Genomic DNA, 14,719 nt, shown 5'->3' on the forward strand with positions numbered 1-14,719 from the left:
GCAACCTGAGGTGCTTTTTTCTTTTTAAACGCGCGCTTTATAAAAGGTTGTCTTTGAGTTAAATAGAATAAATATTTATAACAATTCACTGCGTTAATCATATCGATACTTAACCCTACCTTGATTGACGAGTACGCCTAACTACAAGCTGCCTCGGTAGTTTATTCAACGCTACTGCAATCTTTACTTGGTGTAAAAATAATCCCTGAACATTTTTACTTAAATAACTTTCTGCAATTAAAAAACGCTCCAATAATAAACTTAAACCGTTGATTTAAATGGTTTTATTAAATTTAAAATATTTTATATTTATTAACTAAATACGCATTATCTGGTACAGCCATTGCAATTACTTTATTAGCTCAGAGCAATCCTCTGACGAGATAATAAGTTTAATCACAAAGGAGTAATCTATGTCTAATCCAAATCATGTTGAAAAAGTATCATCGATTATCAAAGTGCTAAATGGCGGCATCGAGTTTTATTCAGAGGCCATCAAAAAAGTCGACTCTCAAAGTGTTAAAGCGGTCTTCGAGAAGATGATTAGCGACAAGCAAGCAGCTATCACTACCCTACAACCATTCGCGGTTTCCGAGCAGGGTGAATACGAGGATGATACCGCTATGAGTGTCGATATCCGAAATATGTACACCAACGTTATCAGCTCGCTCACTTCTAACAGTGACCACACTTACGTGAGTCAGTTGGAAGAAGTAGAAGACAAAATATTAGCTGTATTGCGCGATGCATTGAAAGAAGACCAACCCGCAGCGTGCACGATGGCGCTAAACGGGGTGTTAACAGACATGAAGCAAAATCATGACCAAATGCGTGCCCTACAAAAAAGCACCGCATAAGTCTCTGTGCTGATTATAGTGAAGACGATGGCCTGTTCACACGTCATCGTTGGCATTCACTGATCTTTTGATGTAAAAACACCCCGTCACGTCAGTGGCGAGGTGTTTTTTGTCTGTCGTATGTTAACCCAAACGCAGTTATTTCCAGCCTAGTAGCCAATGTGTTGTGTCTTTCAAATCATGCCAATCAATTAGACTCGCGCGTTTTGACATTACCGCTTCTATGGTGCATGAAAGAACAGCGTCATTTTCATCAAACGTTATTTCAGTGACGATAAAATGTTTTTCTTTACGCACAGGCGTTATAGCTGTCCACTTACTGTTGAGTAATTTTTTGGGATTAATTTGATTCATTTGACTGGGAGTATACATGCTGCTGATTTAGGCAATCAGTAGAGACGAAAGCAAATCATCTATCTCTTCTTTGAGTTCTTTATCTTCAATTTTATTGGCACTAACTTTCGCCGCTTGTAGGTTTTTAATGGCCGCGCCTTTGTCATTTAACTCCACTTGCAGTTTCGCCATCGAAAACGCGATAGACGACATATGGTCTTTCGAATTCATGGCAATCGCTTTATCCAAAGCTTTTTGATACACCACTACTGCTCTAGGCAAATCATCGGTAAAATCAGCCAAGGTTTCCCACTGTTCAGGATGATCCTTAGCGGTTCCTTCATGCTCAACACATACAGCCTCAAGCTCAGCGTAGAGTGAATCGAACGCCGCTTGATCCTCTTTCTCAGCCGCTGCCATTAACTTCTCTGACAGGTTATAAACCGCTTTGTATATTTTGGTATTAATCATCACATATGCCTTTATCAAAAATCATTGAGCGATAAGATGATCCCCACTGCTCATTTATGACGGCAAAGATAGCACGATTATCACAATCAGCATTGCGCTAAGTAATATTGGGCTCGTATTGCCAATATTACAGCGTACCTAGTGCAATGCTTTCCCAAGGCGCTTTTGCCTTCCCCCAACTCAAATAATACGAGCACCAAAGACTAATGCTGGGTAGTTTACATTAAAGAAACGGTAATCTTTAGCTACGCAGTTGCACTTGCTTAGCGGTTAACCATAGGGGAGATACTAGAAATAGAGACTTGTTGAATGGCGGTATGTAAAACGTATGATGTTGTAATCGAAGAATGTTGATAAACGAAGTTGATAAGACAGCTGCCAAATACTCCAAGTGAGCAGTACTCACAAACTTCTCCTTGCGCGAGCAGAAACGCAAATTACATTTGCGCATCACTACTTTGCATATACTGCATATTGTCTAATTCAAGTAGCGACAACCCACGAACTGCTTGATCTGAAGCCATTTTACTCCAACCAGAATCAGCATGCTTACGAGCCATACCAAAATAATGCACTGCACGTTCAACGCGAAGTTTGGTATTACGATCAGACATGTCGTACTGAGTTTCAGTCAACTTAGCCTCAAGTTGCTGAAGCTCTGCAGGTAATATCGGCATTGTGGTAGCCGTATTAGCATTAAATACACTTTCATCCGCTTGCGCACTCAAAAGCGCACTGCCTGCAGCTAATGTAAGAATAGTGGTCACAGATAATAAGATTTTCATGGTTTCTCTCTTTATGGTAATTAATTAAACAAGGTCTATAGCCCTGCCTTAAAAACAGTATTTGCAATATCGATGCCCCATCTAGCCAAAGGCAATAAAGTGACAGACATCAAGTGCAAAGAAATAAAATTACAATTAAAATCAAGAAGTTAAAATGATATCAACTCTTGCTTCACTGCATGTAATTGGTAGCGCCTACTGAAAACAGGCCTACATCTTCCTGAATAACTTAGAGTTTTTTACACACGCATCAGATAAAAAATACTGATACATAAGCTGATTGATTTTTGTGCTTTAGAGACTAAATTGAACATCAGCTTTCGATGCGAAGAAGATAACATGGTTAAAATTGCTTAACGATTAGACAATATGTTTAGAAAGCCAAATTAAATATGCACTGAATTAACTAACACGGCAGTAACTTAAAGTCATAAATAAGCACAACATACGGCTTGTTGAACACGTTGTTGCTTTTGATTTTTATCTGACTCTATAGGCCTTAAAAACCGCGCAGGCGAAGCGCTTTCACTCTGAGTTTTTTTACAACACATAGGTGCCCGAGGTAGATATCGCAAGGTAGAGCAAAGCAAGGCATATCAGGCTACCAGACGATTATCCGAGAATAAAAACTGACTAAAGGTGGTGTATTCGCTTTTAGCTATTATTGCTTTACTCTGCTCTACGCATCATTCCTATGATATTGAAAGTTGTTGGCAAGAACATTGCCTGCTTGATGTTTACTAGCTGTTGAGGAAAGTGCGGCTAGAAACTCTTGGAAGGTATTTGAAATTACGCCATAGATTGCAAAAAGAAAAGTGTATGCCTTGGTCATCGCAGACCATAAATATCAGCAAACTATTCCACCAATTCAATACCCAACGAATCGAGTAACCCTAACGCTTCAATACGGGAAAAACGCGCCTTGTCTAGCCTATTGTGCCTAATATCAATATGATAATTCTGGACCTCAGTAAAATCAGCTTGTCTTAAATCGGTATTATGAAAACGACTATGTGTCAGCTCACTGCCGCAAAATATCGCTTTAATAAATACCCCTTCAGAAAAATCAACGTCGTGCACTTTGCAATCAATCATGCAAAGCCCTTGAAGATTCAGGCCAAAGAACGACCCGGCATCAAGTAAGCAACGGGTAAATTTAGGCGAATCCCCCAAATTAGCTGACCAATCAGCATGTGCCCAATCGATACCCAGCAACTTACAATCACTAAATAGCGCACTATGAAATTGACTATTGTTCAAGCCGAGCATTGATAAATCACAGTGTGAAAATTCACACTCGTCGAAGACACAGTATCGCCACTGATTTTTTGGTAAATTGAGTCCTTCGAAGCGACATTGTTCAAAGCGAATTCCATCCCAGCACGAAAGGTTAAACAGCGGGTGCTGAGCATCTATGACGATGTCGTAATATTCGTGTTGCATTATTTAATGACCCATTCGATTATTTGTCGATTACACAGCACGTCCACTAGCGATTTCCTAGAGGGGTTGGTATAAGCATAAAATTCGAAAACGATAGCATGCCTATGTCTAAAGCACGATAGTTCGCGTGTTATGGTCGAAGGTTGATAGAACAGAAAAATGAAATGTTAAGGAGGGGGGATATGCTTAAATCTAACGGGGTTTAACCCAGCCCCAGAATCACGTTGCTTACTCTGGGACGGGTTATGAACGATATAGCTATCAATTTAAACTTTATTTAAGTATTTCGACCAATTCGCTAAGGTCTTTAACCACATAATCTGGTTTAGGTGCCAACGGATATAGTGCTTTACCTGGGCGGGCAACAAATGCGGTTTGCAAGCCTGCGGCTTTAGCACCAGCGATATCCCAACCGTGAGCAGCGACCATAAGCGCCTCTTCTGGTTTAACGTTCAATTGCTCAAGAGCCCAGGCATAAGAGCGTAAGTCAGGCTTATAGACTTTGATGTCTTCAATACTCATACGCTTATCAAAATAATCGGTTAAGCCGGCATTTTTAAACTGGGTTTCAACACCTTTATTAGACGAGTTGGTTAAGCTAACAAGCTTATAACCTTGCGCTTTAAGTGCAGTGAGGCCTGGTTTAACATCAGCATGAGCCGGCAAAGACAATAAGGGCGTTTTAATAGCCGTTAGTGCTTCTTCTTCAGTGATCTGAATATTGTTATTTTGTGCGACCATCATCAGCGCTGCCACCCCGATTTTACCAAAGTCTTGATAATCGCCAGTAACCGTTGTCACCAATGAGTGATGTAGCATGGTTGAAAACCACAAAGTGGTGAGCTCTTCATGACCATTTAACGCTTTACCAACTGAGGTGCTCATAGTATCAAGATCAAGTAGAGTTTCGTTTACGTCAAAAATAATAACTTTAGGTTTAGGGGCTGCGAAGGCCATAGAATTTGCTCCTAGTAGTGAGAAGAAAAGTACCGTTATGGATAGGTATCGGGTTAATTTTGTTAAATGCATGGGTATCTATACTCTTTTTAATCGTAAATGGGTGAATATGTTATTTATAGCGTAGCTAAAATGTCGATTACTTCGCTGGGTTCAGCGCGTTTGGTATAATCCTCAGCCACAAAAGCGTAAACGATTTTGCCATCTTGGCCAATAATATAGGTGGCAGGCATGGGTAAGGTAAAAGTGTCATCGCCATTGATAGCTGGAATGTCTAAACCAAATTTCTCATACACAGGTCGTAAACGTTTATCCAAACTAAATACCAAGCCATAATCGTTTGTGACCTTGTTTCCCACGTCAGCTAAAACCGCATACCCCAACTCATTTTTTTCTTGGGTACTTAAGGAGTTATCAGGTGTCTGCGGAGAGATCGCCACTAATTGCCCACCTAACTGCTGAATTTCAGGCAATACATTTTGAAACGCCCGTAATTCAAAATTACAGTATGGACACCAGCCACCGCGATAAAAGCTTAACACCACAGGACCATGGGCAAGCAGTTCTGCCAAAGTGATTAATTCACCAGTAACATTCGGCAAACTAAAGTCGGGCGCGTCATCCCCAACGGTTAATGCATCATTGGCAATACCGGTTGCAACCAAGGTATCTGTGGTTTTGGCCATTAAATCAAAAATATCTTTAGGCATATTGATCGCTTTTTGGGCGTCATATTCTGCAATCTGCGCATGTAGTGACATGGTCGTTTCCTAAGTTAAAAATTTTACTTGCTCAAAATATGGGGTTAGAAAAAATAAAACCTACCGCGTAAAACTGAATGCATGGTTTAATATTTTCGAATCAAGATAGACTTGGAAAACATCGTGTATACAATCAATGAGTTAGAAACGTTTGTGGCGATTGTAGAAAACAAAGGAGTGGTGTCTGCTGCCAATGCATTGAATATATCCCCCGCCACGGTCAGCCACCGGTTAGCAAAACTCGAGCGCATATTGGGCACAGTCCTCGTTTTCAGGGATAGCCGGAACGTAAGGCCGTCAGCCGAAGGCGAGGAATTCTATCAACGCGTAGGAGACATTTTGGCCGCCTTGTATGATGCCGAGTTTGCCATAGGTGCCAGAGACAGCGGGATAAGCGGACGATTACGTGTGACACTCCCGCCTTGGGTATTCTCTATTTATATTCTCCCCCACCTAGCAAAATTCGAAAAGCTGTACCCTGATGTGATACTAGATTTTCTCGTCACTGACCATTTTGTCAATGTAGTCGATGACGCCCAAGACGTCGCCATACGCGTGGGTACCTTAGCTAATTCTGGGTTGTTAGCTCGCAAAATCACGCATAACCGGCGTATCTTATGCGCCTCTCCCAATTATTTGCGCCAATTTGCGCCAATTAACCATGTGCAAGCGCTAACGGAGCACCGATTTGTATGTTTGCCTTGGCAGAAGCAATTTAAACTGTTGCACGTTGACGGCAGAATTTTTACCTTTAACGCTCCCACACGCTTCACTATTTCCAATAGCGACAATATGACCCAAGCACTGCGCAGTGGTCACGGCATTGGCATAAAATCTGAGTTGGCCATTAAAGGTTGCTTAGCTAGCGGTGAGTTGATTGAGGTATTGCCCGACGTGCTCGCGACGCCAGAAGCACCTGTATGGTTTTTACGCCCACAAAACAGCTTAGCAACACGCAAAGCCGAAGCTTTTTTTGATTTTGTGAAACAGGCATTTAGCGGCATTTAAGCATACAAGACAAAATGCCAAGGGTGTGCACCCTTGGCATTTCATTCTGATATCAGCCTTTGGCTGCCAAGCCTAGAGGACTATTAATATAATAAACTATATACCTTGCGGCGATATTGCGACTTAAGCGGCTCGCCGTCAGGCAAGGCATTAATTATGTCGAGCATCAGCTTTTTCGCATCTTGAAAGTTAAGGTCTTTCAGTAAGACTGAATGCATCAAACTTAACGCTTCTTCTATCTGATTGGCTTGGCGCAGTTGCACTGCTAACTTTACTTTTAAGTCTAAATTTTCCGGGTCACTTTCTAGTGCTTTTTGCAACGCGATAATTTCAGGTGATTCTGCAGCTTGCTCAGCTAATTCTATTTTACCCAATATAGTGCGGTAATATCCGTCTTGGTCTACCAAGCCAATTGTAGCCAATAACGCTTTAGCTTGATTAACCTGACCGACTTCAACCTGACAATCAGCTAGTAACAGTTTGATATCGGCGCGGTTAGCATCAAGATCAGACGCCTCTTTAACTAAGGTATAGGCTTCTTGGTAGTTTGCTTGTTCTGCCATAGCCTTCGCTTGGGCAAATAATTCGTCTTGAGGCTTGGGTAAGTGTTTATCTAGCATAGCTTGAATAGTGGCTTCGCTTTCAACGCCGGCAAAACCATCAATAGGTTGACCATCTTTAATCAGCATAACGGTGGGCAGGTTTTGTACACCAAATTGTGCGGTGATATCTGGTTGCGCCTGGCAATCCACCCGAGCATGCAATAAATTCGCGCCTTGTTTGTGAGCTATCGCTTGTAATACGGGTGCTAATTGTTCGCTTGGCTCATAGCCTTGTGCCCAGAACTCAAGCATAACCAATTGAGTTGTTGAGTCTTGCAATATGACTTGCTGAAAGTTTTCTATGGTGATGTCTACGCTGTTTTGCATCTCAGATCTCTTATGATGTTAATGATCAAATTGTGGGGTCATTTGCTACAAACTCAAGCCGTATTCTAGACGCCAATCATCGAAAAACGTTGAATTGTCGCCGATTAGACAATTGCCTAGGTTGCGGCCGTGCTAACGTCATAGTCTATTGGAACAACATGGAAGGGGAAACCCAATGTCGCAGAAATACCAACGTTTTGCCGATTTCTATCCGTATTACTTAAGTGAACATCAAGATACCGTTTGCCGACGTCTACATTTTATAGGCTCGAGCCTAATTATTATGCTCATCATATACGCTGTTATGAATAGCCAATTAGCGCTCTTATGGTTTATACCGGTATTAGGCTATGGTTTCGCTTGGCTAGGCCATTTCTTTTTTGAGCATAACAAACCGGCCACATTTACCTACCCGTTTTACAGTTTTTTAGGTGATTGGGTGATGTTTAAGGACATGCTGACAGGCAAAATAAAGTTTTAAATAACGTCTTACCCCCAGTATTTATAGGGTTTCTCTGTTACAAACCCTGCCAGCTTAGCTACATTTAATTTACACTGGCGTTTAGATATTACCCAGCAACATGGCGGAACCCCCGTAATTCGCCATGTTCTATAAGTGTCAAGCCCAAAACGTCAAAAAAACTGACAATTTGTTCAAAATATAGCCTTTCCAAGCCTGTAAAAAAACCGTAAACTTGCCGCCCTTTTTTGCAAACCGGACAGTTTTTGCGCGATTTCGCGTTTTTAATTATGCAGATTGGTCCTTACAAGCTCGAAAACAATTTGATTCTGGCGCCTATGGCAGGTGTGACAGATAGACCGTTTAGGCAATTATGCAAACGCATGGGTGCTGGCTTAGTGGTTTCTGAAATGCTTTCGTCGAACCCTGACGTATGGCGATCAAATAAATCTAAGCAACGTATGGATCATGTTGGTGAAGAAGGGGTTCGTGCGGTACAGATTGCTGGCGCAGATCCATTATTAATGGCTCAAGCGGCACAGTTTAACGTGGACAATGGCGCTCAGATTGTTGATATCAACATGGGGTGCCCAGCAAAGAAAGTAAATAAGAAGTTAGCGGGCTCTGCGCTACTGCAAGATCCACAATTGGTTGAACGTATTGTTCAAGCTGTGGTGAAGGCAGTAAAAGTACCGGTAACCTTAAAGATACGCACAGGCTGGGATACGGATAATCGCAACGGGTTGCTGATTGCTAAAATCGCCGAACAACACGGCATTAAGTCTTTAGCAATTCACGGCCGCACCCGGGCCTGTATGTACAAAGGCAACGCTGAGTACGACACAATTAAAGCCATTAAACAGGCTGTGTCTATACCCATTGTTGCCAACGGTGATATTACCTGCGTGCACAGTGCAAAACACGTGTTGGAGTACACCGAAGCAGATGCGTTGATGATAGGTAGAGGTGCCCAAGGGAATCCTTGGATATTTCGCCAAATTCAGCACTTTCTGCAAACTGGCGAGATACTACCCTCGCCTCCATTAAGCGAAGTACGCGACGTATTATTAGCGCACGTAGCTAATGTTCATCAGTTTTACGGTGAATATTTGGGAGCAAGGATTGCCCGCAAACATGTGGGCTGGTATTTAGCGGAACACGACCGGGAACGGCTGTTTCGAGCCAAGTTCAATGCCATCGATGATGCAGTAGAGCAACTCGATACATTGGCACATTATTTCGACCAAATGGCAGGCGAACCTACGACTCATCTCGTATCACCTGCTGCCTAACGATGACTAACTAAAGAGCAAGATTGTATATGTTCGAGCAAAATGTAACTTCTCCTTTTACCACAACGGTAACGACTCCTTCACAAACACAGGCACAGAAGCCTTTACGTGACTCAGTAAAACAGGCAGTTAATAAGTATCTTAAGCAACTAGACAACACAGACATTGAAAACTTGTATGAGCTAGTAATGGCCGAAGTTGAAGCGCCAATGTTAGAAGAAATCATGACTTTTACCCGCGGCAATCAAACCCGCGCGTCAATCATGTTAGGCATCAACCGTGGCACGCTGCGTAAGAAGCTTAAACAATACGGCATGAACTAAGCTGAAAATTTAAAGAGCACCCTAGGGTGCTCTTTTTGTATGCGCTATACTGTGCAACCCAGGCATCTCTGTTAATCCCTATTTAGAAGATAAACATACTATGACGACTCAAAAACCTATTCGCCGCGCTTTACTGAGCGTTTCTGACAAAACTGGTATCGTTGAATTTGCCACTTTCTTAGCCGAGCAAGGCGTTGAGCTTTTATCTACCGGCGGCACTGCAAAACTACTCGCAGACAACGGTTTGACCGTTATCGAAGCATCCGCTTATACGGGGCATCCTGAAATAATGGACGGACGCGTTAAAACTCTACATCCCAAAATCCACGGTGGCATTCTTGCCCGTCGCGGTCAGGATGAAGCGGTTATGGCTGAAAATAATATTCAACCAATCGATTTAGTCGTGGTTAACCTTTACCCTTTTGCTGCCACAGTAGCCAAAGAAGACTGCAGCCTTGAAGATGCGATTGAGAATATCGATATAGGCGGCCCAACAATGGTTCGTGCCGCAGCCAAAAACCATAATGATGTCACCATAGTGGTTAAGGCTAAAGATTACGCTCGCGTGACCAAGCAAATGCAAGCGAACAACGGCTCTGTTACCGCAAACACGCGTTTCGATTTAGCCATAGCAGCTTTTGAGCACACTGCGGAATACGATGGCATGATCGCCAACTATTTCGGTGCCATGATTGAGTCTGACGAACATGGTGATGAGTGTGATGATGATTGTGGCCATGTGCACAGCACCTTCCCACGTACATTCAATGTGCAAATGAGCAAAAAACAAGATTTACGTTACGGTGAAAACAGCCACCAAGAGGCTGCGTTCTACGTAGAAAACAATATTCAAGAAGCATCTGTGGCTACCGCTACGCAGTTACAAGGCAAAGAACTGTCTTTCAACAATATCGCCGATACTGATTCAGCGTTAGAGTGCGTTAAAGAATTTGCAGAGCCAGCCTGCGTTATCGTTAAGCATGCTAATCCTTGTGGCGTAGCGTTAGGTGAAAATATTTTAGAGGCCTACAATCGTGCTTATCAAACAGACCCAACGTCTGCGTTCGGGGGCATTATAGCCTTTAACCGCGAATTAGATGGCCCAACAGCTCAAGCCATAGTTGACCGCCAATTCGTTGAAGTGATTATCGCACCTACCGTTAGTGATGAAGCAGTGCAGATTGTTGCAGCCAAAAAAAACCTACGCCTTTTGGCGTGTGGTGATTGGCAGGGTCAGCTCACCGACGGCTACGACTTTAAGCGCGTAAACGGCGGATTACTAGTTCAAGAACGCGATTTTGGCATGGTAGAAATGGAAGATCTTACCGTGGTAACTAAAGTAAAACCCACTGAGCAACAACTGAAAGACTTAATGTTTACCTGGAAAGTAGCAAAATATGTGAAATCTAACGCCATTGTATATTGCAAAAACAGCATGACAATTGGCGTGGGCGCAGGTCAAATGAGTCGCGTTTATTCAGCTAAAGTTGCTGGAATTAAAGCGGCCGATGAGGGTTTACAAGTTGAAGGTTCCGTTATGGCCTCTGATGCGTTCTTCCCTTTCCGTGACGGTATTGATGCAGCTGCGGCTGCAGGTATCAGCGCAGTTATTCAGCCTGGTGGTTCAATGCGTGATAACGAAGTTATTGCGGCGGCTGACGAGCACGGCATCGCGATGGTATTTACCGGAATGCGTCATTTCCGCCATTAATAACCAGCAGAAATAGCCAGGGGTCATGGTGGTGTATTCGCCATGACCACCTATCTCTTGCAGATTTAATGTACATAGCATTCAGTGTTGTACAAAAAAACGCTACACTATCCCTCGTTTTATGACTCATTACAGGATTTGCTCATGTTTAAGCGTGCTACTCAATTAGTTTGTTCCCTTACGTTACTCGCATCTTCTTTCGTGCAAGCCGATGCGCTTATCGATGCTCTTGCTGACGAAGGACGTCCCACCGAACAACGTTTACGTGACGAATACCGTCATCCCCAACAAACATTACGCTTCTTTGAAGTACAAGAAGACATGGCTGTGGCCGAAATCTCACCCGGCGGTGGTTGGTACAGCAACATTCTTGCACCTCTGCTAAAAGACAAAGGCCAGTTTTACGCCGCTCATTTTTATGTGGACGAAAATACCAACGAGTTTTATAAAAAATCTCGTGAACAGTTCGAGCAAAAAATAACTGCGTTAAAAAGCTATCAAAATGTCAAAGTCACAACCTTTCACCAGATGAAAGCTACTGATTTTGCACCTGCTGAATCATTAGACCGTGTACTTACCTTTCGTAATATCCATAACTGGTATATGCAAGACGGCGATGAAGGGGTAGAGAATGCATTTAACGCCTTTTACAAAGCGCTCAAGGTAGGCGGCGTGTTAGGTGTGGTTGAGCATAGTTTACGTGAATCACAAAGCAGCGCACTGCAGCAAAGTTCTGGTTACATGAAGCAGTCTTACGTGATTGCTTTGGCCGAAAAAGCGGGTTTTACCCTCGCAGCTAAAAGTGACATCAACGCTAATAAACTCGACAGCGGCGAACATGAAAAAGGCGTGTGGACCCTCCCTCCTAGCCTACGCTTAGGTGAAAAGGATCAGGCGAAATACCTGAACATAGGTGAAAGTAATCGCATGACCTTAAAATTTGTAAAATAGGCTACACAGTAGCCAAATAAAAACGCCGCCACAATGAGCGGCGTTTTGATAACCAGACCAATTTGTTAACCTATTAGAAAAGCGAACCTCATGAAAGTATTGATAATTGGCGGCGGCGGCCGCGAGCATGCTCTTGGCTATAAAGCGGCACAATCTAACGGTGTAAGCCAAGTCTATGTGGCCCCTGGTAATGCAGGTACTGCCCTTGAGCCTAAATTAGAAAATGTGCCAATTGATGTCGAAGACATTAGTGCACTGGTCACATTCGCTAAACAAAACGCTATTGGCCTGACAATTGTTGGCCCTGAAGTCCCATTAGTTCTCGGCGTGGTTGATGCATTCCAAGCTGAAGGATTAGCCATTTTTGGTCCAAGTAAAGCGGCGGCGCAGTTGGAAGGCTCAAAGGCTTTCACCAAGGATTTCTTAGCTCGTCACAATATTCCTACTGCTGATTATCAGAACTTTACCGAAATTGAGCCTGCTTTGGCTTACTTGCAAGAAAAAGGCGCTCCTATCGTAATCAAAGCCGATGGTCTAGCCGCAGGTAAGGGTGTAATTGTCGCTATGACTCTAGCTGAAGCTGAAGATGCTGTGCGCGACATGTTAGCCGGCAACGCTTTCGGTGAAGCTGGTAGCCGCGTGGTTATCGAAGAGTTTTTAGATGGCGAAGAAGCAAGCTTCATCGTGATGGTCGACGGTAAGCATGTATTACCATTTGCCACTAGCCAAGACCACAAACGCGTAGGCAACGGCGATACAGGACCAAATACGGGCGGTATGGGTGCTTACTCTCCAGCACCAGTAGTGACAGATGAAATTCATCAGCGGGTGATGGACGACGTAATTTATCCTACAGTACAGGGCATGGCTAGTGAAGGTAATGATTACCACGGCTTTTTATATGCGGGTTTGATGATCATGGCCGATGGCACACCTAAGGTTATTGAATATAACTGCCGGTTTGGCGATCCTGAAACTCAGCCCATTATGCTGCGTTTGCAATCTGATTTAGTTGAATTAGTACAATTGGCGGTGGAAGGTAAGTTAGACCAAGCCACAGCAAAATTTGACCCAAGGGCAGCAGTAGGTGTGGTTCTCGCCGCTGGCGGTTACCCTCAAGAATATAACAAAGGTGATGTGATCAGCGGTTTAAGCCAAAATGAGGACTCAAGCGCCAAAATTTTTCATGCCGGTACCAAAGAAATAAACGGTCAAGTTACCACTAATGGCGGCCGCGTTTTATGCGCCACGGCGTTAGGCGAAACCGTCACTGACGCCCAACAACGCGCCTATGAATTGGCTAAAACGATCAGTTGGCAGGGCATGTTTTACCGTGATGACATAGCTTACCGAGCGATAGCCCGAGAACAAAAGGCTAAATAAAAGTTACTAACAAGGCCTGATTTCGATATTGAATCGGACTCAGGCCTTTTAGTTTTATTAACGAACTTGGCTTAACTAACTAAACGGTTTCGCCCCTGATGCTTGGCTGCATATAAACATTTATCTGCTTGTTCAATAAGAAATTCTGGGTGATTAAAGTTTTCGTCATTGATTTCATTGTGCTTGAGGCTAGCTACGCCGACGCTCACAGTGACTTTACCATTTACCATTGAAGATTTATTTTCTATACCCAATTGTTCGATTGTCGAGAGAATAAGACGACCAATAAGTTCCGCGCCAGACTTATCAGTAAACGGTAATAGCACCAAGAACTCTTCTCCGCCGTAACGCCCCATTGCATCACTTTCGCGCTGAAGACAGTCATGAATAGCAGTCGCCACTCTCTTGAGACATTCATCACCCGCTACATGACCATAGGTATCGTTAAAACCTTTAAAAAAGTCGATATCGATCATCAGGACCGAGAACTCATGTTGGCCACGAATAGCCGCATACCAAAAGCGATGAAATGTCGTATCAAGCTGCATGCGATTGGGCACACCAGTTAAACCATCGGTGCACGATATAAGCGCCAGCGTGCGTAACTTGGCAGAAAGCTGCATATGATTACGAATTTTTACGTCGAGAATATCGAAATCCAAAGGCAGGGGAATAAAATCTAAAGCCCCAGCTTCTAAACCCGACACTAACGTTGTTTTAGAAGGTTCGTGACCGAACAGGATAATAGGGATATCTAAGGTAAGCGGATGGTCTTTAAGATGCGAGCATAATAGAAGCCAGTCAATATTCTTTGATGAAACGCAGATCATAACTAGATCAACCGGTTCGTTTAAGGTTAGTTGTAATGCTTCTTCAGTTTCGGAACTAATTAACAGTAGAAAAGACCCGGAAAAGTGAGCAGTAAAACGACCCAGCCGCTCATCAACATCACCGATCACTAACAGTGTTTGCTTCAATACGTTAGGTGTAGCGGGGTTTTGCATAATAGCTCTATTATTGAATTAGCTCTATCGCCCAATCATATTCGACTTGGG

17 protein-coding genes are annotated in these 14,719 nt (G+C 43.2%); 8 read left to right on the forward strand and 9 right to left on the reverse strand.

Annotated features, from left to right (window positions below):
• Window positions 1-413: 413 nt before the first annotated feature.
• Entirely contained in the window at window positions 414-857 is a 444-nt protein-coding gene (locus GQR89_RS20020; RefSeq protein WP_158771857.1) for a PA2169 family four-helix-bundle protein, read from the forward strand.
• 138 nt (window positions 858-995) lie between these two features.
• On the opposite strand, the gene GQR89_RS20025 is transcribed toward GQR89_RS20020, so the two are convergent.
• The 7 genes from GQR89_RS20025 to GQR89_RS20055 all read right to left on the reverse strand — a co-directional run bounded on the left by GQR89_RS20025 (window position 996) and on the right by GQR89_RS20055 (window position 5,607).
• Entirely contained in the window at window positions 996-1,211 is a 216-nt protein-coding gene (locus GQR89_RS20025) for a TIGR02450 family Trp-rich protein (RefSeq protein WP_158772336.1), read from the reverse strand.
• 27 nt (window positions 1,212-1,238) lie between these two features.
• Window positions 1,239-1,661, reverse strand: a complete 423-nt coding sequence (locus tag GQR89_RS20030) for a tetratricopeptide repeat protein (protein WP_158771858.1) — start codon at window positions 1,659-1,661, stop codon at window positions 1,239-1,241.
• Window positions 1,662-1,902: 241 nt separating this feature from the next.
• A complete protein-coding gene (locus tag GQR89_RS20035) occupies window positions 1,903-2,067 on the reverse strand; it encodes a hypothetical protein (RefSeq protein WP_158771859.1) in 165 nt (54 codons plus the stop codon).
• Window positions 2,068-2,098: 31 nt separating this feature from the next.
• Window positions 2,099-2,446: a hypothetical protein gene (locus GQR89_RS20040; RefSeq protein ID WP_158771860.1), complete on the reverse strand. Its 348-nt coding sequence runs from the start codon at window positions 2,444-2,446 to the stop codon at window positions 2,099-2,101.
• Window positions 2,447-3,301: 855 nt separating this feature from the next.
• Window positions 3,302-3,889, reverse strand: coding sequence for a pentapeptide repeat-containing protein (locus GQR89_RS20045; protein ID WP_158771861.1), 588 nt, complete (start codon window positions 3,887-3,889; stop codon window positions 3,302-3,304).
• 273 nt (window positions 3,890-4,162) lie between these two features.
• Window positions 4,163-4,846, reverse strand: coding sequence for a haloacid dehalogenase type II (locus GQR89_RS20050; protein WP_158771862.1), 684 nt, complete (start codon window positions 4,844-4,846; stop codon window positions 4,163-4,165).
• Window positions 4,847-4,962: 116 nt separating this feature from the next.
• Window positions 4,963-5,607: a peroxiredoxin-like family protein gene (locus tag GQR89_RS20055; protein WP_158771863.1), complete on the reverse strand. Its 645-nt coding sequence runs from the start codon at window positions 5,605-5,607 to the stop codon at window positions 4,963-4,965.
• 123 nt (window positions 5,608-5,730) lie between these two features.
• Here GQR89_RS20055 and GQR89_RS20060 point away from each other — a divergent pair, with 123 nt between their 5' ends.
• A complete protein-coding gene (locus tag GQR89_RS20060) occupies window positions 5,731-6,615 on the forward strand; it encodes a LysR family transcriptional regulator (RefSeq protein WP_158771864.1) in 885 nt (294 codons plus the stop codon).
• Window positions 6,616-6,698: 83 nt separating this feature from the next.
• On the opposite strand, the gene GQR89_RS20065 is transcribed toward GQR89_RS20060, so the two are convergent.
• The gene (locus tag GQR89_RS20065; protein WP_158771865.1) at window positions 6,699-7,544 is read right to left on the reverse strand and encodes a tetratricopeptide repeat protein; all 846 of its coding nucleotides are present in this window, start codon (window positions 7,542-7,544) and stop codon (window positions 6,699-6,701) included.
• Between the two features lie 175 nt (window positions 7,545-7,719).
• Between GQR89_RS20065 and GQR89_RS20070 the strand changes: the two genes are divergently transcribed.
• The 6 genes from GQR89_RS20070 to purD all read left to right on the forward strand — a co-directional run bounded on the left by GQR89_RS20070 (window position 7,720) and on the right by purD (window position 13,664).
• Window positions 7,720-8,025 (forward strand): DUF962 domain-containing protein, encoded by a 306-nt coding sequence (locus GQR89_RS20070; RefSeq protein WP_158771866.1) that lies wholly within the window; start codon window positions 7,720-7,722, stop codon window positions 8,023-8,025.
• Between the two features lie 269 nt (window positions 8,026-8,294).
• Window positions 8,295-9,296 (forward strand): tRNA dihydrouridine synthase DusB, encoded by a 1,002-nt coding sequence (gene dusB / locus GQR89_RS20075; protein ID WP_158772337.1) that lies wholly within the window; start codon window positions 8,295-8,297, stop codon window positions 9,294-9,296.
• A gap of 29 nt (window positions 9,297-9,325) precedes the next feature.
• A complete protein-coding gene (gene fis, locus GQR89_RS20080) occupies window positions 9,326-9,619 on the forward strand; it encodes a DNA-binding transcriptional regulator Fis (RefSeq protein WP_006991173.1) in 294 nt (97 codons plus the stop codon).
• Window positions 9,620-9,719: 100 nt separating this feature from the next.
• Window positions 9,720-11,330, forward strand: a complete 1,611-nt coding sequence (purH, locus tag GQR89_RS20085; RefSeq protein WP_158771867.1) for a bifunctional phosphoribosylaminoimidazolecarboxamide formyltransferase/IMP cyclohydrolase — start codon at window positions 9,720-9,722, stop codon at window positions 11,328-11,330.
• Window positions 11,331-11,474: 144 nt separating this feature from the next.
• Window positions 11,475-12,281: a class I SAM-dependent methyltransferase gene (locus GQR89_RS20090; protein WP_158771868.1), complete on the forward strand. Its 807-nt coding sequence runs from the start codon at window positions 11,475-11,477 to the stop codon at window positions 12,279-12,281.
• Between the two features lie 90 nt (window positions 12,282-12,371).
• A complete protein-coding gene (gene purD / locus GQR89_RS20095) occupies window positions 12,372-13,664 on the forward strand; it encodes a phosphoribosylamine--glycine ligase (RefSeq protein WP_158771869.1) in 1,293 nt (430 codons plus the stop codon).
• 71 nt (window positions 13,665-13,735) lie between these two features.
• Here purD and GQR89_RS20100 read toward each other — a convergent pair whose 3' ends face one another.
• A complete protein-coding gene (locus GQR89_RS20100) occupies window positions 13,736-14,668 on the reverse strand; it encodes a diguanylate cyclase (RefSeq protein ID WP_158771870.1) in 933 nt (310 codons plus the stop codon).
• Window positions 14,669-14,719: the final 51 nt, after the last annotated feature.

Source organism: Paraglaciecola sp. L1A13 (assembly GCF_009796745.1).
In the GTDB taxonomy this organism is placed as follows: Bacteria; Pseudomonadota; Gammaproteobacteria; order Enterobacterales; family Alteromonadaceae; genus Paraglaciecola.